Here is a 20,537-nt window from a genome sequence, read left to right on the forward strand (position 1 = left end):
GGACGAGGGCGAGGGGGCAGCGCGGTCACGTCACAGTGACAGCTCCGTCACCTTGCCCTCCGCGACCTCGACGCGCCGCGTCACCCGCACCGCGTCGAGCATCCTGCGGTCGTGCGTGACCAGGAGCAGCGTGCCCTCGTAGGAGTCGAGGGCCGCCTCCAGCTGTTCGATGGCGGGCAGGTCGAGATGGTTCGTCGGCTCGTCGAGGACGAGCAGGTTGACGCCCCTGCCCTGGAGCAGCGCGAGCGCCGCGCGGGTGCGCTCGCCCGGTGAGAGCGTGGCGGCGGAGCGCAGCACGTGCTCCGCCTTCAGGCCGAACTTGGCGAGCAGCGTGCGGACCTCGGCGGGCTCGGTGTCGGGCACGGCCGCGCAGAACGCGTCGAGCAGCGACTCCTCGCCGTGGAAGAGCGCGCGGGCCTGGTCGACCTCGCCGACCAGGACGCCCGAGCCGAGCGCCGCGTGGCCCGCGTCCAGCGGGACCCGGCCGAGCAGGGCGCCGAGCAGCGTCGACTTGCCCGAGCCGTTGGCGCCGGTGATCGCGACCCGGTCCGCCCAGTCGATCTGCAGGGTGACGGGGCCGAGCGTGAAGGCACCGCGGCGCACCTCCGCCTCGCGCAGGGACGCGACGACCGATCCTGAGCGCGGTGCCGCCGCGATCTCCATGCGCAGCTCCCACTCCTTGCGGGGCTCCTCGACCACGTCGAGGCGCTCGATCATGCGCTGGGTCTGGCGGGCCTTGGCGGCCTGCTTCTCGCTGGTGTCGCTGCGGAAGTTCCGGCCGATCTTGTCGTTGTCGCCGCCCTTGGCGGCCTTGCGGCGGGCGTTCTTGACGCCCTTGTCCGCCCAGGAACGCTGCATCTGGGCGCGGCCCTGGAGCGCCGACTTCTTGCCCTCGTACTCCTCGTAGTCGTCGCGGGCGTGGCGGCGGGCCACTTCCCGCTCCTCCAGGTAGGCGTCGTAGCCGCCGCCGTAGAGGTTGATCTGCTGCTGGGCCAGGTCGAGTTCGAGGACCTTGGTGACTGTGCGGGTGAGGAACTCGCGGTCGTGGCTGACCACGACGGTGCCCGCGCGCAGGCCGCGCACGAAGCTCTCCAGGCGTTCCAGACCCGCGAGGTCCAGGTCGTTGGTCGGCTCGTCCAGGAGGAACACGTCGTAGCGGGACAGGAGCAGCGAGGCGAGTCCCGCGCGGGCGGCCTGGCCTCCGGAGAGCGAGGTCATCGGCTGGTCGAGGCCGACGGCGAGGCCGAGCGAATCCGTGACCTCGTCGGCCCGCTCGTCCAGGTCGGCGCCGCCGAGTGCGAGCCAGCGCTCCAGGCTCTCGGCGTAGGCGTCGTCGGCACCGGGGGCGCCGTCGACCAGGGCCTGGGTGGCCTCGTCCATGACGCGCTGCGCCTCGGCGACGCCGGTGCGGCGGGCCAGGAACGCCCGGATGCTCTCGCCGGGGCGGCGGTCGGGTTCCTGCGGCAGATGGCCCACCGCGGCGGTCGGCGGCGAGAGCCGCAGCTCGCCGCCCTCCGGGGTGTCCAGGCCCGCGAGCAGCCGCAGGAGGGTGGACTTCCCCGCTCCGTTGGCGCCCACCAGGCCGATGACGTCGCCGGGGGCGACGACCAGTTCAAGGCCGGCGAACAGGGTGCGGTCGCCGTGGCCGGCGGCGAGGTCTTTGGCGACGAGGGTTGCGGTCATCAGGGACGTGATTCTAGGCGAGCCCGGAGGTCACGCGGAGGTCAGGCCGATGTGGGGGCGACCAGGACGCTGCCGGTGGTGCGGGCCACCACGTACGACTCGCCCTTGGTGGCCTTCGCGGAGAGCGGGACCCGGTGCTCGCCCGGTTCGAGGACGGCGTCGAGGAGTTCCTGGGTGTGGGTGCGGTAGAGGCGGTCGAGGCGGTACGCGATGAGCTGGACCCGGCACGTCGACGTGACCTCGACCGATGCCGTGCCGGGAGTGGCCGCGAGCCGGGTGAGGCGGCGCAGGTCCCCGGGGCTGCGGTCCAGGGCGTGCTCTATCTGGGCCACCAGGAGCGGAATGATGGGCGCGAGCCCGTCCACGTAGGCGACGCCGACGCCCGCCGAGTCGAACGCGGCGCGCACGGCGTCGCGGTCGGCGGAGGGCACGGCGCGGCCGAAGGCGACGGCCCCGTAGGTGCGCAGCTCGTCCGGCGGGACCCCGGCCGCGTCCGCCGCGATCTCCGCGCCGATGCCGATGGTGCGCAGGGCGGCGGCCAGCTTGGCGAGTACGGCGACCCGGGCCCCGATCAGCAGGACCCTGCGGCGGGCGGGGGGTTCGTCGGCGGCGAGCAACTGGCCCAGCGCCGTGCGGTATTCGGCGCCGCGGAAGCGGAAGGGCCCTATGCCGTGGTAGCCGTTGAGCTCCAGATCGGCGGGTTCGGCCGTCTGCCAGGCGAAGTCGCGCCAGACGAAGTCGTCGGCCCCGTCGGCGGCGCGCTCGATGACGGCGGTGACGGCCCCGCAGTCCAGGCCCTCGCACTCGGGGCAGCCGTAGATGACGTACCGGCCGTCGCGCAGTGGTGCCTCCGCTTCCAGGAGGAGTCTGCGCACGTGCGCGGTGAAGATCGCGGGTGGGATGTCGGAGGCCAGCGGGGACACGGCGTCGAGGTCGGAGAGCTGGAAGAGGAGGGGCCGCCCGTCGACGATGAAGTCGACGAAATCGCGGTGCACTTGATAGTCACCGTTGGCGAGAACTCCACCGGCGCGCATGGCCGGTGCCAGACCGAAGGTCGCGTACTCGGCAGACATGCTTGGAGTATCCCCACCTGATGTGTGATGTGAGCACGGCATCGCACATTCCGCCGCGTTCCTGGGATGAGTGGTGACGATGCGACCCAGGAGGCGGCGCGTCCGGCGACCGCCGCCTCCTCAAGCTGCCTGGCCGACCCGGATCAGCGGGTCTCGACGGTGGCGTTGTCGGCCTCGGGACCCTCCTCGTCCTGGGCGGGGCCGATCCGGATCTCGAATTCGCCGTCGTACTGCTCGTGGCCCGCGATCACGGCCTTCTCGACGGCTTCGGTGCCGTGCTCGCCGCGCACGATCAGCGGGTCGTGGCGCAGGTCGCGCATGAGGGACACGCACATCCCGATCATCACGATGGTGAACGGCGCCGCGACCAGGATGGTGAGGTTGCGCAGACCTGTCAGCGCGTCGTCGGAGCCGTCGCCGATGAGCAGCATGATCGCGCCGACGGCGCCGGTGACGATGCCCCAGAAGACCACGACGAACCGGCCGGGTTCGAGTGCGCCCTTCTGCGAGAGCGTGCCCATCACGATGGACGCCGCGTCCGCGCCGGAGACGAAGAAGATGCCGACGAGGATCATCACGAGCAGGCTGGTGGCCGTGGCGATGGGGTACTCGTGCAGCAGGCCGAAGAGCTGCGCCTCCGGTGTCGTGTCACCCTTGAGCCCGCCCCGGTCGGCGACCGTCATGGCGCTGCCGCCGAAGACGCAGAACCAGATCAGGCTGACCGTGCTGGGCACCAGGATGACGCCGCCGACGAACTGACGGATCGTACGGCCGCGGCTGATGCGCGCGATGAACATGCCGACGAAGGGCGTCCAGGAGATCCACCAGGCCCAGTAGAAGACCGTCCAGGCGCTGAGCCAGTCGGCGACGCCCTTGCCGCTGGCCGCCTCGGTGCGGCCGATCAGCTGCGGGAGGTCGTCGAGATAGGCGCCCAGCGAGGTCGGCAGCATGTCGAGCATGATGACGGTCGGGCCCGCGATGAAGACGAAGAGCACGAGCACCCCGGCGAGCACCATGTTGATGTTCGAGAGCCACTGCACGCCCTTCTCCACACCGGAGATGGCGGACGCCACGAAGGCCAGGGTCAGTACGGCGATGATGACGACGAGCAGCCCGGTGCTCGCTTCGTCCATCCAGTCGAGCACCTCGATGCCGCTGCCGATCTGCAGGGCGCCGAGGCCGAGCGACGCGGCCGAGCCGAAGAGCGTGGCGAAGATGGCGAGGATGTCGATGATCCTGCCCCAGGTGCCGTGGGCGTGCTTCTCGCCGATGAGCGGCTCGAAGACGGCACTGATGGTCTGCCTGCGCTGACGGCGGAAGGTGCTGTACGCGATGGCGAGGCCCACGACCGCGTAGATCGCCCACGGGTGGAGCGTCCAGTGGAAGAGGGTGGTGGCCATGGCCGTTTCCATCTTCGCCGCGGAGTCCGCCGGGTCGGTGCCCGGCGGTGGCGTCATGAAGTGGGAGAGCGGCTCGCTCACGCCGTAGAACATCAGACCGATGCCCATACCGGCGCTGAACATCATCGCGACCCAGGAGACGGTCTTGAACTCCGGCTCCTCGCCCTCCTGGCCCAGCGTGATCTTCCCGTACCGGCTGACGGCCAGCCAGAGCGCGAAGACCACGAAGCCCGTGGCGGTCAGCATGAAGAACCAACCGCCGTTGTGCATCAGGCCGTTGAGCATGTCCGTGGAGACGTTCTGGAGCGAGTCCGTCGCCACCCCGCCCCAGACCACGAACGCCAGGGTGAGCACGGCGGTGACACCGAACACCACCTTGTCCGTCTGTGGGTGCCGGTCGACGGGGGCGGTCGCCGCGATGTCCGGCGATCCTCCCCCGTCGTCCGCTTTCTGATGATCCTGCGTCACAAGTGACACCTTTCGAGGGGTTGATTACGTCGGGACTTTGTCCTCCGTTACCCCCTACCACATGTGACGCACATCTCACCTCATCAACAGCTCATGTCGGGCCGCCCTTTGGCGAGGTGGTACGGCGCGCGCTCGTCCAGAAGCAGCGGCACCAGGGCCCTCGCGGACTGCCGCAGCGGGACGTAGGCGCCGCTCTTCTGGCGCTTCACCGTGACGCCGTGCAGGGCCAGTTCGTCCTTGATGTCGGCGTACTGGGCGGCGTCGAGGCGGTAGCCGCACGGCGGGTCCTGGATGATCTCGGACGGCTCTGCGGGGTCGTTGTCGGCGCCGCCGAGGTAGACCGGGCCGCGGTCGCGGTAGCCCTCGGCGCGGGCCGCGTCCGTGGCCCGCTCCAGGCGCGCGCGCCGTTCGTCGGTGTAGTCGAAGAGGCCGCCGAGCGCCGCCTGCTGGGACGTCACCCGGCGGCGGTTGTTGAGCGCCTCGTCGTTCTTCTCGGCGTCGGTCAGGGGGTCGACGCGGCTCTCGATGAGCAGGCCCGCAGCGTGCTTGATCCCGGAGACGTTGCGCAGGATGCGCTCCTGGCCGTCGCCCGCGGTCTGCTTGATGGGCTCGCCGGTGACCGGGTCGGTCCAGATGCCGTACGTGCCGGTGGTGTGTCCGGCGTGCTCGGCGGCCGGTCGCACATAGCTCTTCGACAGGGTCTGCGCCTCGCCGTGCACGGCCTCGTCGGTGTTGAGGTTGCGCGGCCAGAGGTCGAAGAGGTCCTTGTCGTAGTACTTGGGGGTGGCGCCGTACTCGTGCAGGTCGTAGATGACGTCGGGCCGCCGGTCGCGGATCACGGCGGCCGTGGCGCGGGCCTCCGCGGTCTTGAGGGCGATGTGGTCGCGGTTGATGTCGACGCCGTCGGAGTTGCCGCGGGTGTCGGCGGCGCGGCCGTCCGGGTTGGCGGTGGGGACCACGAGCAGCGTGGTGCGGTTCAGGAACCGCTCGGTCTTCTTGTCCTTCGCGTACGCCAGGTCGCGGATCGTGGACAGACAGGCGTCGCGGCCCGAGGGTTCGTCGCCGTGCTGGCTGCAGATCAGCAACACGGTGTTCTTCGTGGAGCGTTCCCCGATGCGCACCAGCTGGACGGGGCGGTCCTGCTTGGTGGTGCCGATGCGCGAGACGGAGACCCGGTCGCTCGCCTTGTCGACGGCGGCCAGGAGCTTCTGCTCCTCGGGCTGCGTCGTCCAGCGGGCGCCGTTCGTCTCCTCGAATCCGGTACGGGGCGGCTCCGGTGTCGCCTGTGCGGGCGCGGTCAGGAGCGGCGCGGCAAGCGCGACGGTGGCGCAGGCGAGCGCCAGGGTGCGGATGCGGGGTGTCATGAAGTACGGCCTCCCGGTACGGGGTTGAGCGGACGCGGCGGGGCCACGCCGTCGAGACGGGATTCGCGGGGGGTGACGGTTTCGGGGGCGGTGGCGGAGGTGGTGAACGCCTTCGCGCCGCCGACCAGCGGGACCTTCGCGTACGTACGGGACAGGTCGATGCCGAGCGTCGGGGTGTCGGCGGGAGGGTCGATGAGGTTCTTGTCCGTACCGCCGATGATCAGTGCGAGGCGGTGGCCCTTCGGTACGACGTGGTCGCTCGCGGCGAGGTCGAGGGTGATGGTGTACGGCTTGCCCGGGGTGAGCGGGCGGCCCTTCTCCTCGTCGGCCCAGTTGCCGAGGTCGGCCCAGCCGCGGCTGAAGATCGTGTAGTCGACGGCGGCGGTCTTCGCGCGGGTCTCCTTGAAGCAGGCGCTGTCACCCGTGGTGCTCGCGCCCCAGCAGCTGCGCTCGGGCAGCGTGCTGATGCCCTCGCCGGACCCGGCGTAGTCACGGATGGTGTCGGGGCCGAGGTCGACGAGGACCGCGGAGAGGTGGGCGGTGCGGGTCGTCGGGGTCGCGGTCACGGTGACCTTGGAGGAGCCGGACAGGCGCAGGTCGCGGGCGAGCGGCTTGCTGAGGAATCCGGCCTTCTCAGGGGTCGACGTGCCGATCCGCGCGGCCCAGTCCGTCTCGCCCAGCTTCGGGTCGTCGGTGAAGGTCTCGGTGCCCGATCCCGGGCGCGGGCCGAAGGTCCCGACGCCGGGCGACGTGCCCTTGGCGGGGCGGAGCTTGACGGTGTCGGTGGCGCGCGGGGGCCAGACGCGGTCGGTGGTCCAGCGGTCCGGGGCGCGCTCGATGTCGGCCATCGGCTCGCGGTCGACGCCGTTGTCGTAGCCCATGAGCTCGTGGTCGAACCACCGGTGCAGGGTGCGCACCCAGTCCGCGCGACGGAAGTCGAAGGGGTCGACGTGGCCGGTCTGGCTGAGCCAGATCTTGCGGTCGACGCCGTTCTCGGCGAGGGCGTCCCACCACTGGCCGAAGTGCTTGGTGCGGACGTTCAGGTCCTGCATGCCGTGCACGACGAAGACGCTGGCCTTCACCTTGTCGGCGTCGGGGACGTAGTCGCGCTCGCTCCACAGCCGGGTCCAGTCGCCGGTGCGCGGCGCCTCGTCGACCAGGCGCTGCTGCACCGCGCCGCAGCGGGCGCGGGCCTCGGGGCTCTCCACGTAGTCCGACAGCCACTCGGGGCCGCTGTCGTAGAGCGGGGCGCCCTTGGCGAAGTAGTAGTCGTACCAGGAGGAGATGGCGCCGATCGGCACAATGGTCTTGAGACCCTTGACGCCGGTGGCGGCGACACCATTAGCGATGGTGCCGTCGTAGCTCTTGCCGATCATTCCGGTCTTGCCGTTGGACCAGGCGGCCTTCGCGGGTTCACCGCCGGTGCGGCTGGTGTAGCCGCGGGCGCGGCCGTTGAGCCAGTCGACGACGGCCTTGGCCGACTGGATGTCGGAGCGGCCGCCGACGTCGACGCAGCCGTCCGAGCGGTTGGTGCCCGCGAGGTCCACGGCGACGTAGCCGTAGCCGCGGGGCACGAAGTAGTTGTCGTAGTAGAGCGGGAGCTGGACCGGCTTCCCGTTCGAGTCGTACGTCTTCTTCTGACTCTCGTTGCCGCGCCCGCAGCAGGAGTAGTACGGGCTGGCGTCCATGATCACGGGTATCTCGCGGCCCGCGCGGTCCAGTTCGCGGGGCCTGACTATGTCGACGGCGACGCGGTCGGTCCTCCCGTCCGCGTCGCCGTCGATCCTGGTGTCGACCCATACGGATTCGCGTATCGCGTCCTCGTACGAGTACACGGGTCTGCTCTCGCCCGGCGGGCGGAGCGAGTCTCCCGGCGCGGCCGGGGCCTGCGCGGCTCCCAGCGCCGCGCCCGGGGACATGAGAGTGGCAAGGAGGGCGGTCAGGGCCGCCGCGATGAACGCTCTCCAGAGGAGGCGGGTGCGTCGCGCACGAATCGGCATGGCGCGGAAGGTACACCGGTGAACTCTCGCGCGACAGAGGGCGTGAGCATGCGCGACAGGTCCGTGGGTGGTAAAGACACATGTCGGCCGAATGGCGATCGTGTGACGTCCGGGGCCATGGACATGGCGCGTTCGGGGAGTGCTGAATAGGGTCGACGATCAACGGATCCTGTGCGGAGCGGTCTTGCAGGACCCCTTGTGGCAATTTGTGGCAACCGTTCTTGTGCCCCTACGACTTGGAGCTTTCGTGCACCGCAGACTCATCGCCCCGGGCGCGCTCGCGGCCTCCCTTCTGCTGGCGATCCCGGCGTCGGCCGCCGACTTCTCCCCCGGGGCCCCGGGCATCGGCGACCCCTATTACCCGGCGAGCGGCAACGGCGGATACGACGTCTCGCACTACGACCTGCGGCTGAAGTACCAGCCCAAGACCGACCTTCTCGAAGGCACGGCGACCATCAACGCCCGCACCACGCAGGACCTTTCGCGGTTCAACCTCGACTTCGGCCTCAAGGTCTCCGAGGTGCGGGTCAACGGCAAGAAGGCGAAGTTCGCGAAGACCGGCGACCAGGAGCTGGAGATCACTCCGCCGTCCGGGCTCGTCAAGGGCACGGCGATCACGGTCGTCGTGCGGTACGCGGGCAAGCCGTCCGAGCTGAAGATCAACGGCTACAACGCCTGGCACCGCACGCCCGACGGCGGCGTCGCGGCGCAGGAGCCCGAGGCGGCCGTGTGGTGGTTCCCGTCCAACGACCACCCGCTGGACAAGGCCACCTACGACGTGTCGGTCTCGGTGCCCGACGGCACCCAGGCGATCTCCAACGGCGTGCTCCAGTCGCAGAGTTCGAAGCTGGGCTGGACCCGCTACAACTGGCGCTCCAACAAGCCGCAGGCCAGCTATCTCACGACGCTCGCGGTGGGCAAGTTCGACATCACCACGGACAAGACGGAGTCCGGCCTTCCGGTCCTCAACGCCTACAGCAAGGACCTCGGCGACAACGCGGGGTCGGCGCGGGCCAGCATCGAGCGGACCACCGAGGTCGCCGAGTGGCTGGAGACGCTCTACGGCAAGTACCCCTTCAACGCGCTCGGCGGCTACGTCCCGAACGTGAAGAGCAGCTACGCCCTGGAGACCCAGACGCGGCCCTTCTACAGCCCGGCCGCCTTCGCGAACGGCTCCAACGCGTCGATCGTCGTCCATGAGCTCGCCCACCAGTGGTACGGCGACAGCGTCTCCGTGGACGGCTGGAAGGACATCTGGGTCAACGAGGGCTTCGCCCGCTACAGCCAGTGGCTGTGGTCGGAGAAGGAGGGCGAGGGCTCGGCGCAGGAGCTGGCGGACTACGTGTACGCGCAGCACCCGGCCGACGACGCGTTCTGGACGGTCAAGCCGGGCGACCCGGGTCCGGACAACCAGTTCGACATCGCGGTCTACGACCGGGGCGCGCTCGCCCTGCAGGCGCTGCGCAACGAGGTCGGCGACGACACGTTCTTCGCGATCCTCAAGGGCTGGCCGCAGAAGCACGCCTACGGCAACGCGAAGGTCAACGACTTCGTGAAGTACGCCGAGAAGGTCTCGGGCAAGCCGCTCGCCGAGCTCTTCGACACCTGGCTGTACCAGCCGTCGCGCCCGGACGCGCCCGCCGCGAAGCAGGCCCGCGTCGCCCGGTCGGCGGCCGCGTCCGCTCCGGCCGCGCCCAAGTCGTGGAAGGAGATCGCCGCCACGAACGGCGTGCACGAGCACGGGGGCAAGGACCGGCACGGGCACTGACCCGCGCTGACCCGCACTGACCCGCACGGTCGCGGCCGGACGCCTTCCCGCGTCCGGCCGCGTCACTCCGCCGAGGGGGCTGTGACGCGACCGCGCCTGGTCCTCGCGCGGTGCGCCGCCCGCGCCCGCCGCGCCGCGGGCAGATAGCGGAGCCGTTCCGGCAGCAGCGGCACCACCGTGCGCACCACCGCGCCGAACCGGCGCAGCCTGCGCTCCTGGACGGGAGTCCAGGGGAGGCCGATCGCCGCGCGGGCGTCCGGGGGCAGCAGCCCGATCGTGACGAAGCTGCGGAAGCGGGCCAGCGGGGGAAGCAGCACGGGCCACAGGGCGCGGGCCACCAGGCGTACGGGGAGCGGGCCGCGGTCGGGCGGGGGCAGCGAGAGGTCCACCGCGGTCAGCTCTCGGGCGACCGCCGTCAGTTCGAGGTCTTGGGCCAGGACCTTGCGGTAGTACGGCCAGAACTCCTCGACGCTCCCCGGCATGTCCCGGTCGTGGAGGCCGAGGACCCGGCCGACCTGGCGCCACTCCGCGTACAGCCGTCGCTCCTGCTCCTCGGTGAAGGGCGTGGCCAGGTACCGCTGGGCCTGCCGGTACACGGGGAAGCCGGTGGCGTGCACCCAGGCGTAGGTGGCGGGCATCAGCGCGTGGTAGCGCCTGCCGTGCGCGTCCGTGCCCCGGACCGTCCTGTGCAGCTCGCGCAGCCTGCGGCCCTCCTCGGCCGCCGCCGCTCCCCCGTACACCCACAGGAGCACCGACCGCAGCGACCGCTCGCCGCGCCCCCACGGGTCGGTGCGGAACACCGAGTGGTCGTCGACGCCCGCGCCGACGGCCGGGTGCGCGACCTGGAGGGCGAGGGCGGGCGGCAGGGACAGGAGGACGCGGATGTCGCCCGCGATGCTCCAGAGGATGCCGTCGGGCGGGGGCGGCTCGGGGGTGGTTCTCATGCGACGTGCTCTTTCGCGGGGCTACCTATTTTGCCCCGATATGCCCCGCCTGGTCGCATTCCGGTGGGCACCGCGCGTGTTCCCGCGCCGCGAAGAGGACGCGGAGGAGCCGCGTGCGGCGGCGCGGTCAGCGCGCGGCGCGGTCAGCGCGCGGCGCGGTCAGCGCGCGGCGCGGTCAGCGCGCGGCGCGGTCAGCGCGCGGCGCGGTCAGCGCGCGGCGCGGTCAGCGCGCGGCGCGGTCAGCGCGCGGCGCGGTCAGCGCGCGGCGCGGTCAGCGCGCGGCGCGGTCAGCGCGCGGCGCGGTCAGCGCGCGGCGCGGTCAGCGCGCGGCGCGGTCAGCGCGCGGCGCGGTCAGCGCGCGGCGCGGTCAGCGCGCGGCGCGGTCAGCGCGCGGCGCGGTCAGCGCGCGGCGCGGTCAGCGCGCGGCGCGGTCAGCGCGCGGCGCGGTCAGCGCGCGGCGCGGTCAGCGCGCGGCGCGGTCAGCGCGCGGCGCGGTCAGCGCGCGGCGGCGTACGCGTTCAGGATGATCTCCGTCACGGCATCCGGCTCCCGCACCGTCGGGAAGTGGTCGCTGTGCCTGAGGCGCGCGAGGTGGCAGCCGGGGATGCGCTCCGCCATCGTCTCGTTCACCCGGATCACGCCGGGCTGGTCGTGCTCGGCGAGGACGACGACGCACGGTACGTCGAGTTCGCCGAGCCGGTCGTAGACGGGCGGGTCGGGGACCTGGTGGGGGTGGACCGCGAGCCACGCGGGGACCACCGCCCGCAGGTACTCCGTCACTTCGGGATCGTCCCCGGTGCCGAGCGCGGCGGACGCCCGCCGCATCATGGTCACGATGCCCTCCACGTCGCCCGCCACGGCGAGGGCGCCGACCTCGGCCATGAACTCCGGCGTGAGGGGTTCTTCGGCGCCCGTGACGGTGGGGACCACCAGGGCGAGGCTCGCCACCCGCGCGGGGTCGCGCAGCGCGAGACTGACGGCCGTCGCGCCGCCCATGCTCGACCCCACGAACACCGCGCGGGCCACCCCGAAGTGATCGAGCACCGCGATCAGGTCCTCGACCAGCGAGAAGGGCGCGGTCGGCGCCGGTGACCTGCCGTACGCCCGTGCGTCATAGCGGATCACGCGGTGCCGCTCGGTGAGACGCGGCAGGATGCGGTCCCAGACGCGGGAGTCGGCGACGCCCGGGTGCAGCAGGACCAGGGGCAGGGCGTCGTCACCCGTGCCGCTCCGGGAGCCCGCGCCGCTCCGGGAGCCCGCGCCGCTCGGGGCGCCAGAGTCGTGCGCCCACACCTCGCCGTCCTTCACCGACACCATGACGTCCATGCCCCGAGTCTCCGGGGGCGCGGGCGTCCGCGCCAGGGGACCCGCCCGACGAGGGCGCGAATGCGTACCGCTAGCGACCGGAACCCGATGCCCCGCCGTCCCCGCCGCCCCGAGGCCCGCTCCCCGCGTCGCCGCCGGATCCTTCGAAAAGGCCCGCGTTCACGGCGGGCACGGGGATCGGCTCGCCCACGATTCTGCTCGCCAGCTCCGATGCCACCTCCGAGACGCACCCCCGCAGTTCGGCCTCGGCCTCGGCACGCTCGGCCTCCACCCTGGCCTGCCCCGTGGCGACGATCTCGGCGCGCTCGCGCAGGCCCTCGTCGCGGGAATCGGCGATCAGCGCGGCGCCCTCCTCACGGGCGGCCTGGCGCACGTGCGCGGCCTCCCGGCGGGCTTCGGAGAGCAGCACTCCCCGCTCGTCGCGGACGCGTTCGGCCGCGCGCCAGAGGTCGGCGGTCGGCCCTCCGGTGGCGCCTTCGAGAAGCATCGCGCGTTCCTCGAGCACCCGGTTGACGCGGGGCAGGAAGCGTCCGACGACGAGGTAGACGGCGGCGAACAGCACCACCGCTACGGCCAGTTGCTCAACCTCAGGGTTGAGCGGTCCGAGATTCATGGGAATGAGCTGCATGCCCAAGCCCTACCCGCTCATCCGTGCACAACAACGCACACCTGCATGGCAGTTGGCATTCGCCGCTCACGTCCGCGCCCCACCGGACCCGCCCCGCAGGGCGAACCGCACCGGCACCACGCTCGCCACCAGGGCGAGCGTCAGGCAGCCGCCGATCGCGCCGAGCGCGGGCACCCAGGGGACGATCAACTCGACCGGCACGCCGAGGGTCCCGCTCAGACCGGCCCTGATGCCGAGCAGCGAGGGCAGCGCCACCAGGCCGCCGAGCACCGTACCGAGACCCACCACGAACACGGTCTCGCCCGCCACCACCCACAGCACCTGGCGCGCGGTGGCGCCGGAGAGCCGCAGGATCCGCAGGTCGGGGAGCCGGTCGGCGGTGGCCATCAGGAGCGTGTTGCCGACGGCCAGGCCCGTGTATCCGGCCGAGAGCCCGACGAGCAGCAGCGTGAAGACCTCCACGAGCCGGTCCTCTTCGGCCTGGTCGCTGCCCGCGTGGGCGGCCACGGAGATCTCCCGGGTGCCGGGCACCGGGTGCGGGGCGCCGGTGCGCTGGACGGCATCGGCGAGCGCCGACGGATCGTGCGCGCGCACCGTCCCGCGACTCAACAGGGCCTCGTACGGCGCCGATTGGTCGCTGACGACGGCGACGACACGCAGCCGCGCGCTCCTGCCGTCCTCGAAGGTGACGGGGACCGTGCCGCCCTGCCGGGCGTCGAGGGCACGCAGCGCGGACTCGGAGACGGCGAGGCCGTCCGGGTCGCTCAGCCGGTCGAGGGAGCCCGCGACCGTCTTCAGTCCGCTCTGTACGTCCTGGAAGGCGGCGGGCTCGATTCCCGCGGCCTGGAGGGGAGATCGTCCGTAGAGAACGGTCGGCAGCGGCGCCGAGCCCTTGACGCGGGCGGCGTCCGCGTCGGTGATCCCCGGCGTCCCGTCCGGCACGACGACGCCGGAGGCCCGTACGGACACGGTGTCCTGCGTCCGGTAGGAGTGGGCGGACGTCTGGGTGTTGCCGGTGATCAGGACGACGAAGCCGACGGTGGCGAGGACCGGGGCGACCGTCGAAGCGGTCCGCCGCACGGCCGTCAGCATGCCCTCCCGCACCAGGAGCCCGGTGGCGCCCGCACGCCGCGCGAGCGGCCAGGACAGGGCGCGGACCAGGGGCGGGACCAGGGCGGGCACGAGCAGCGTGACGCCGGTGATCAGGCCGGCCGCGGTGACGAGCGCGAAGGTGATCATGTCGGCGGGGTCCGCGGTGCCGGTGGCGACGGCGGCCCCGAGGCCGACGGCGGTGAACGCGATCCCCGTCCAGCGCCTGCCCCCGGTCATCGGCCGGTCGTCCACCGCGGCCTCGCGCAGGGCGTCGAGCGGGCCGATGCGGGCGGCCCGCCGGGACGCCGACCACACACCGGCGAACGCCACGGCGACTCCGGCCCCGAACGTGGCGGCGAGCACCGGGACGCTCAGCCGCACCGTGAAGCCCTCCGGCTGGAATCCGGCGTCGACCAGGACGCCACCGAGTGCGGGGGCGAAGACGGCGCCCAACAGCACCCCCGCTCCCGCGGCGGCCGCCCCGACGGCGACGGCCTCTCCGTACAGCATGCGGCGCAGCTGCCGCGGTGTGGCGCCGACCGTGCGCAACAGGCCGAACTCGCGGCGGCGTCGGGCGACGGCGAAGGCGAACGTGGAGGCGACGACGAAGACCGTCACGAACGCGGCGAGCGCGGCCATGGCGCCGACCACCTGCCCGCCGATCCAGCGGGTCTTCGCGTCCCGCGCGGGGGCGAGCTCGGCGCGGTCCGCTCCGCTGAGCACCTCGGCGCCGGGGCCGACGTCCGGCCGGACGTCCGCCGCGCCCTTCTCCATGAGCAGCCCGATCACCCTGACGCCGCCCGCCAGTTGGGCCGCGCGTTCGTCACTCACGTAATAGCCGGGTCCAGCGACGGTGCCGGAGACGGTGTACGGGGCGGATCCGGTCGCCGTGCGGAGGCGGACGCGGTCGCCGGGGCGCAGGCCGAGCGAGCCGTCGACGGCCACTTCGTCGTCCCGCCGTGGCGGGTGCCCGTCGCTCAGCCCGTACGGGGCGAGGGCGGCGCTCGACCAGCCGTGGCCCTGCCGCTCGCCCCGCTCCTGGTCGCCGACGACCTTCCCGGCCACGACGGCCTGCGCCGCGAAAGCCCGGTCGGGCACCGCATCCCGTACGCCCGGCAGCTGTGCGAGCTGCCGGGTCAGCTCGGCCGTGCGCCGCGGCGAGAAGGGCGCGGCCTCCAGGAACCTGCCGTTCGCGCGCGCCTCCGCCGCGTCCTGGGTGCTGCGGACGAGGACCGGGGCACCCTGGTAGCGCTCGGGGACGCCGCCGCCCGGCGAGAGCAGGGTCAGCGCGCCGACGGTGAGGATGGCGACGCCGAGGCAGAGCGCGAGGAAGGACCCGACGAACGCGGCGCGGCGCTCGCGCGCCATGGCGAGACCGAGGCTGAACGTGTTGCCGGGGGCGCGCAACGACTCCCCCAGGCCCCGCCGCAACTTGCCGAAGGCCCGCCGGGGCGCCATGTGGGGGCTTCTCACGTCGCCACCTCCAGTGCGGCCATCTGGCGTGCGACGGTCTCCGCGTCGGTGCGCTCGGGGAGTTCGGCGGCGACGCGGCCGTCCGCCAGGAAGACCACGCGGTCGGCGAAGGACGCGGCCGCCGGGTCGTGCGTCACCATGATCACCGTCTGCCGGTGGTCGTCGACCAGGCGGCGCAGCAGGGCGAGCACCGCCCGCGACGTCCTGGTGTCGAGCGCGCCGGTCGGCTCGTCGGCGAAGAGCACCGCGGGGTGCGTGATCAGCGCGCGGGCGATGGCCACCCGCTGCTGCTGCCCGCCGGAGAGCGCGCTCGGCCGGTGCCCCGCGCGGTCGGCGAGCCCCACCTCGGCGAGCGCGGCCGCGATGCGCGCCGGGTCGGGCCTGTGTCCGGCGAGGCGGAGCGGCAGGCCGACGTTCTGCTCGGCGGTGAGCGCGGAGACGAGGTTGAACGCCTGGAAGACGAAGCCGACCCGGTCCCTGCGCAGCAGCGTCAGCGCGGTCTCGTCGAGTCCCCCGGTCTCGGTGCCGTCGATGACGACACGCCCCGACGAGGGCCGGTCGATCCCGGCGGCGCAGTGCAGGAGCGTGGACTTGCCGGACCCGGAGGGTCCCATGACGGCGGTCATCGTCCCCTCGGCGAAAGAGACGCTGACGTCGTCGAGCGCGACGACGGTCCGCTCACCGGTGCCGTGGCGCCGGGTGAGGGAGTGGAGTTCGACGGGGTGCGCCGTCGTCGTGACGGCGGACGGTGTGATCGGCATGGGCCCAGTGCACCGCCGCGACGGGGGTCCGCGCAGGAGCGGCCGGACTAGTCCTCGTACTACACCTGGCACTACTGCCCCCGCCCCGCCCCGCCGGTTACGGTCACGCGGTGACCCCTCGTACCGCCCTGGAGGCGCTGACCGCGCGCCCGTTGGGGTTCCTCGGATCGGCCTGGCCCTGGCGCGCGCTCGGCTACCTGCTGTCCGGCGGGCCGCTCGGCGTCGGCGCCTGGGTGGCGGTCGCCGGGCTCGTCGCGTCGCGCGGGCGGATCGGCGGGTGGGCCGCCGCCGTCTGCGCGGTCCTCGTGCTCGCCTTCGTGACGGCGCTCGCGGGCCCTCTGGAGCGCGCGAGGCTGCCGCTGATCGCCCCGGATGTCAGGATCGCCGGGAGCGGTGGGTCCGGTGGGACCGCCAGAACGGCGGGGCCCGGCGCGGACGGCTCCCGTGCCGTCGTCTACGGCGCCGTGTCCGTGCTCGCTGCGGGCTGGATCGACCTCGGCGTGGTCTTCGTGTCCCTCGGCGTGCCGGGCGTGCTCCTGTCCGCGCCGCTCCAGCCCGACGCCCCGGTGTGGGCCGCGTTCGGCGGTCCGGTGGCGGGTGCGCTGCTGCTGCCCGTGGCCGCCTACCCGATCACCGCGTGGGCGGGCGCGCGGGGCTCCGTGGCGCGCGCCGTCCTGGCGTCCGGCGACGCCGAGCTGAGTGAGGTGCGGCAGTCCCGGGCCCGGCTCGTGGACGCGTACGAGGCGGAGCGGCGCCGCATCGAACGGGACCTGCACGACGGCGCCCAGCAGCGCCTGGTCGCCCTCACCATGAAGCTGGGCCTCGCGGGCCTCGACCTGCCGCCGGGCTCCCGGGCCGCGCGGGAGGTCGCCGACGCCCACCGCATGGCCAAGGACGCCCTGACCGAACTGCGCGAACTGATCCGCGGCGTGCACCCGCAGGTCCTGACCGAGCGCGGCCTGCCCGCGGCGGTGCGCGACGTGGCGGGCCGCTCGGCGATCCCGGTGGACATCGCGCTCGACCTGCCGCACCGCCCGCCCCCGTCCGTGGAGGTGGCCGCCTACTTCGCGGTCTGCGAGGCCCTGGCGAACGCGGCGAAGCACAGCGGGGCGCTGCGCTGCCGGGTCGAGGGGCGGCTGCGGGACGGGGTGGTGGAGATCGAGGTGTCCGACGACGGGCGCGGCGGCGCGGACGCGACGGCCGGTACGGGGCTGACCGGCACGGCCGACCGGATCGCGGCGGTGGGGGGCAGAATGCTGCTGTCCAGCCCGGTCGGCGGGCCGACCCGACTGCGGATGGAGATCCCGTGCGGCGACTGAACGGCGATCCCGTTCCCGTGAGAACCCTCAAGGTGGTGCTCGCGGAGGACGCCGTGCTGCTCCGCGAGGGCCTGGTGGGGCTGCTCGAACGCTTCGGGCACGCCGTGCCCGCGGCCGTCGGCGACGGGCCCTCGCTCGTGGCCGCCGCGCTGGCGCACGAGCCGGACGTGGTGATCGTCGATGTCCGCATGCCGCCCGGCTACACCGACGAGGGCCTGCGCGCGGTCCGTGAACTCCAGGCGCTGCGGCCCTCCCTCGCCGTGCTCGTGCTCAGTCAGTACGTCGAGCAGACCTTCGCGGACGAGCTGCTGGGCGGCCGACACGGCGCGGGCACCGGCTATCTGCTCAAGGACCGGGTGGGCGACGTCGAGGAGTTCATGGCGGCGGTGGTGCGCGTCGCGGACGGCGGCATGGTCGTCGACCCGGAGGTGGTGCGCCAGCTCCTCGCGCGCCGACGCGACCCGCTGGAGCGCCTCACACCGCGCGAGCGCGAGGTGCTCGGCCTGATGGCGGAGGGCCGTTCGAACTCGGCGATCGCCCGGGCGCTCGTCGTCACGGACGCGGCCGTCGCCAAGCACATCGCGAGCATCCTGCTGAAGCTGGATCTACCGCCCTCGGCCCCGGACGACCATCGCAGGGTCCTCGCGGTCCTGGCGTATCTGCGGGGCTGATGAAGGCTGACGCGGACTGGGCGAGGGATGACGAAGGCTGGCGGCGGGCTGACGCGGACTGGCGAGGGCTCGCGGCGGACTGACGAGGGCTGATGAGGGCTGGCCCAGACCAGCGCGGGTTGGCTGCGGGCTGACGCGGACCAGGGAGGGTCAGCGGCGGGCTGGCGAGGGGTGACCCAGACCAGCGAGGGTTGGCAGAGGGCTGACGCGAACTAGCGACGGCTCGCGGCGGGCTGGCGAGGGCTGATGAGGGTTGGCAGAGGGCTGACGCGAACTAGCGAGGGCTCGCGGCGGACTGACGAGCGCTGGCGAGGGGTGACCCAGACCAGCGAGGGCTCGCGGCGGGCTGACGCGGACCAGGGAAGGCTAGCGGCGGGCTGACGCGAACTAGCGACGGCTCGCGGCGGGCTGGCGAGGGCTGATGAGGGCTGGCCCAGACCAGCGCGGGTTGGCTGCGGGCTGACGCGGACCAGGGAGGGCTCGCGGCGGGCTGACGCGGACCAGGGAAGGCTGGCAAGGGCTCGCGGCGGGCCTCAGTCCCCGAAGTCGTACACCGTCACGGCTATCCCCCGCGCCACCAGCCGCTCGGCTATCAGCGGCTCGATCCGGGACCACTTGCCGCCCGCGAGACCGCAGCCGATGCGCGGCATGTGCACGGCGGCGCCGAGCTCGGTGGCCTTGTCGGCGAGGGCGGTCAGGGCGGTGTCGATCGCCTCGTACCGGACGGGGGCGCCCTTGCTGCCCGTCCGCATGCCCCGCTGGCCGATCATGTTGGCCACGCACAGGCCGCGGCCCACGTCCACGAACTGGACGGCGCCCAGGCCGAAGTCGTTCTTCGCGCGCTCGCGGTGCCAGCCGCGGTACGCCTTCTCCGGCTCCGGCCAGCGGCGCGACACCGCGAGCACGAAGCCCTTCCCCCAGCCCCCGAGGTCGTTGCAGACGTGGGCGATCAGCTTGACGCCCTTGCCGAACGGCGCGGTGGCGTCACCTCGGACATATGTGATCTCCGACATGACGCCACCGTAGGGGCTGCCACTGACAACGGCCGTCGAGCGGCCGTCCTGGCCTACTCCTTGCGCTGCTCGGGCACCGTGAGGGCCTGTGCCTCGCGCCCCACCCGGCGCCTGGCACCGAACCAGCCCACGACCAGGGCCACACCCACGATCGGGATGAGGAACAGCGTCTTGCGGCCGATCTCGGCGTCCTTCCACATCAGGCAGAGGACGGCGAGCAGGAACGCGATCGTCACGTACTCCGTGATCCCGCTGCCGGGGAGGCGGAACTTCGGCCGGGTGATCTCGCCCCGCTTCGCGCTGCGCACGAAGGCCAGGTGACAGACCATGATCATGATCCAGGTGCCGATGATGCCGAGCGAGGCCACGTTCAGGACGATCTCGAAGGCCTGTTCCGGGACGATGCTGTTCAGGCCGACGCCGAGCACGCCGATCGACGCGGTGAGCAGGATGCCGCCGTAGGGCACCTGGCTGCGGTTCATCCGGGCCGTGAACTTCGGGGCCGAGCCCGACATCGCCATGGAGCGCAGGATGCGTCCGGTGGAGTACAGGCCGGAGTTGAGCGAGGACATGGCCGCGGTGAGCACCACGAAGTTCATCACGTCACCGGCCGCCGGGACGCCGATCTTGGACAGGACCGTCACGAACGGGCTCTGGTCGGCCGAGTACATCGAGCCGGGCAGCAGCAGGGCGAGCAGCACCACGGAGCCGACGTAGAACAGGCCCACGCGCCACATGATCGAGTTCACCGCGCGCGGGACGACCTTCTGCGGGTCCTTGGTCTCGCCCGCGGCGACGCCGACCAGCTCCAGGGACGCGTACGCGAAGACGACGCCCTGCATCACGATCACGACCGGCATGATGCCGTTCGGCAGGAAGCCGCCGTGGTCGGTGATCATGTTCAGACCCGGCGCCTCGCCGCCCACCTTGTGCTGGCTGGCCAGCAGGAAGATGCCGATGATCATGAAGGCGGTCAGCGCGGCCACCTTGATGATCGCGAACCAGAACTCCATCTCGCCGAAGTACTTCACCGAGATGAGGTTCACGGAGAGCACCACCGCGAGGGCGATCAGCGCGAGCACCCACTGCGGTATGTCGGTGAAGAAGCTCCAGTAGTGGGTGTAGAGGGCGATCGCCGTGATGTCGGCGATGCACGTGGTCGACCAGTTGAGGAAGTACATCCAACCGGCGAAGAACGCGCCCTTCTCGCCGAGGAACTCACGCGCGTACGAGACGAAGGAACCCGACGAAGGACGGTAGAGGACCATCTCGCCGAGGGCTCTGACGACGAAGAACGCGAAGATGCCGCACACGAGGTACGCGACGGCGAGTGCGGGGCCCGCCGAGTTGAGGCGACCGCCCGCCCCGAGGAAAAGCCCTGTGCCGATCGCGCCACCGATCGCGATCATGTTGACGTGGCGGGCCTTGAGGTCCTTGCTGTATCCGGCGTCTCCCGCGTCCGCGGGGGCCTGGTGCGCATCTGTGCGGGATGCGTCCAGGGCGGCCGAATCTACGGCTTCCTTGCTCACGTGGTGGATCTACTCTCTGGTGCCC

At 72.4% G+C, this 20,537-nt stretch carries 15 protein-coding genes; 3 read left to right on the top strand and 12 right to left on the bottom strand.

Annotation, left to right across the window (positions count from 1 at the left end):
- Positions 1–30: 30 nt before the first annotated feature.
- From CP970_RS04410 to CP970_RS04430, 5 genes are all read right to left on the bottom strand, one after another.
- A complete protein-coding gene (locus tag CP970_RS04410; RefSeq protein WP_055545736.1) occupies positions 31–1,683 on the bottom strand; it encodes an ABC-F family ATP-binding cassette domain-containing protein in 1,653 nt (550 codons plus the stop codon).
- A 41-nt stretch (positions 1,684–1,724) separates the two neighbouring features.
- Positions 1,725–2,756: a hypothetical protein gene (locus CP970_RS04415; RefSeq protein ID WP_055545734.1), complete on the bottom strand. Its 1,032-nt coding sequence runs from the start codon at positions 2,754–2,756 to the stop codon at positions 1,725–1,727.
- Between the two features lie 143 nt (positions 2,757–2,899).
- Positions 2,900–4,624, bottom strand: a complete 1,725-nt coding sequence (locus CP970_RS04420; RefSeq protein WP_055545732.1) for a BCCT family transporter — start codon at positions 4,622–4,624, stop codon at positions 2,900–2,902.
- A gap of 83 nt (positions 4,625–4,707) precedes the next feature.
- The gene (locus CP970_RS04425) at positions 4,708–5,988 is read right to left on the bottom strand and encodes a M14 family metallopeptidase (protein WP_055545730.1); all 1,281 of its coding nucleotides are present in this window, start codon (positions 5,986–5,988) and stop codon (positions 4,708–4,710) included.
- On the bottom strand, positions 5,985–7,988 hold the full coding sequence (locus CP970_RS04430) for a Xaa-Pro dipeptidyl-peptidase (protein WP_150492979.1): 2,004 nt from the start codon (positions 7,986–7,988) through the stop codon (positions 5,985–5,987). Before CP970_RS04430 ends, CP970_RS04425 begins: the two co-directional genes overlap by 4 nt.
- A 247-nt stretch (positions 7,989–8,235) precedes the next feature.
- On the opposite strand from CP970_RS04430, the gene CP970_RS04435 reads away from it, so the two are divergent.
- Positions 8,236–9,756, top strand: coding sequence for a M1 family metallopeptidase (locus CP970_RS04435; protein ID WP_055545726.1), 1,521 nt, complete (start codon positions 8,236–8,238; stop codon positions 9,754–9,756).
- Positions 9,757–9,818: 62 nt separating this feature from the next.
- On the opposite strand, the gene CP970_RS04440 is transcribed toward CP970_RS04435, so the two are convergent.
- The 5 genes from CP970_RS04440 to CP970_RS04460 form a co-directional block, all read right to left on the bottom strand.
- Positions 9,819–10,700, bottom strand: a complete 882-nt coding sequence (locus CP970_RS04440) for an oxygenase MpaB family protein (protein ID WP_055545724.1) — start codon at positions 10,698–10,700, stop codon at positions 9,819–9,821.
- A 495-nt stretch (positions 10,701–11,195) separates the two neighbouring features.
- Positions 11,196–12,026 carry an alpha/beta fold hydrolase gene (locus tag CP970_RS04445; RefSeq protein WP_150492981.1) on the bottom strand — a complete coding sequence of 277 codons (831 nt, stop codon included), beginning with the start codon at positions 12,024–12,026 and terminating at the stop codon, positions 11,196–11,198.
- A gap of 70 nt (positions 12,027–12,096) precedes the next feature.
- Positions 12,097–12,639, bottom strand: a complete 543-nt coding sequence (locus CP970_RS04450) for a F0F1 ATP synthase subunit B family protein (protein ID WP_224058218.1) — start codon at positions 12,637–12,639, stop codon at positions 12,097–12,099.
- A gap of 81 nt (positions 12,640–12,720) precedes the next feature.
- On the bottom strand, positions 12,721–15,219 hold the full coding sequence (locus CP970_RS04455; protein ID WP_224058220.1) for an ABC transporter permease: 2,499 nt from the start codon (positions 15,217–15,219) through the stop codon (positions 12,721–12,723).
- Complete coding sequence (locus CP970_RS04460; protein WP_055554699.1) at positions 15,216–15,980, bottom strand: ABC transporter ATP-binding protein; 765 nt, start codon at positions 15,978–15,980, stop codon at positions 15,216–15,218. The genes CP970_RS04455 and CP970_RS04460 overlap by 4 nt, the downstream gene beginning before the upstream one ends.
- Before the next feature lie 110 nt (positions 15,981–16,090).
- On the opposite strand from CP970_RS04460, the gene CP970_RS04465 reads away from it, so the two are divergent.
- Positions 16,091–17,299 carry a sensor histidine kinase gene (locus CP970_RS04465; protein ID WP_055554696.1) on the top strand — a complete coding sequence of 403 codons (1,209 nt, stop codon included), beginning with the start codon at positions 16,091–16,093 and terminating at the stop codon, positions 17,297–17,299.
- Between the two features lie 17 nt (positions 17,300–17,316).
- Positions 17,317–17,970 (top strand): response regulator, encoded by a 654-nt coding sequence (locus CP970_RS04470; RefSeq protein ID WP_055554701.1) that lies wholly within the window; start codon positions 17,317–17,319, stop codon positions 17,968–17,970.
- Positions 17,971–18,503: 533 nt separating this feature from the next.
- On the opposite strand, the gene CP970_RS04475 is transcribed toward CP970_RS04470, so the two are convergent.
- Positions 18,504–18,983, bottom strand: coding sequence for a macro domain-containing protein (locus CP970_RS04475; RefSeq protein WP_055554694.1), 480 nt, complete (start codon positions 18,981–18,983; stop codon positions 18,504–18,506).
- Between the two features lie 53 nt (positions 18,984–19,036).
- Positions 19,037–20,512, bottom strand: a complete 1,476-nt coding sequence (locus tag CP970_RS04480) for an amino acid permease (protein ID WP_055554693.1) — start codon at positions 20,510–20,512, stop codon at positions 19,037–19,039.
- Between the last annotated feature and the right edge of the window lie 25 nt (positions 20,513–20,537).

The sequence above is a fragment of the Streptomyces kanamyceticus genome (genome assembly GCF_008704495.1).
Taxonomy (GTDB): Bacteria; Actinomycetota; Actinomycetes; order Streptomycetales; family Streptomycetaceae; genus Streptomyces; species Streptomyces kanamyceticus.

Coding starts and splice junctions, on each gene's coding strand:
- CP970_RS04440 (WP_055545724.1), bottom strand. CDS start 10,700: ATGAGAACCACCCCCGAGCCGCCCCCGCCCGACGGCATCCTCTGGAGC.
- CP970_RS04450 (WP_224058218.1), bottom strand. CDS start 12,639: ATGAATCTCGGACCGCTCAACCCTGAGGTTGAGCAACTGGCCGTAGCG.
- CP970_RS04460 (WP_055554699.1), bottom strand. CDS start 15,980: ATGCCGATCACACCGTCCGCCGTCACGACGACGGCGCACCCCGTCGAA.
- CP970_RS04415 (WP_055545734.1), bottom strand. CDS start 2,756: ATGTCTGCCGAGTACGCGACCTTCGGTCTGGCACCGGCCATGCGCGCC.
- CP970_RS04475 (WP_055554694.1), bottom strand. CDS start 18,983: ATGTCGGAGATCACATATGTCCGAGGTGACGCCACCGCGCCGTTCGGC.
- CP970_RS04430 (WP_150492979.1), bottom strand. CDS start 7,988: ATGCCGATTCGTGCGCGACGCACCCGCCTCCTCTGGAGAGCGTTCATC.
- CP970_RS04445 (WP_150492981.1), bottom strand. CDS start 12,026: ATGGACGTCATGGTGTCGGTGAAGGACGGCGAGGTGTGGGCGCACGAC.
- CP970_RS04410 (WP_055545736.1), bottom strand. CDS start 1,683: ATGACCGCAACCCTCGTCGCCAAAGACCTCGCCGCCGGCCACGGCGAC.
- CP970_RS04425 (WP_055545730.1), bottom strand. CDS start 5,988: ATGACACCCCGCATCCGCACCCTGGCGCTCGCCTGCGCCACCGTCGCG.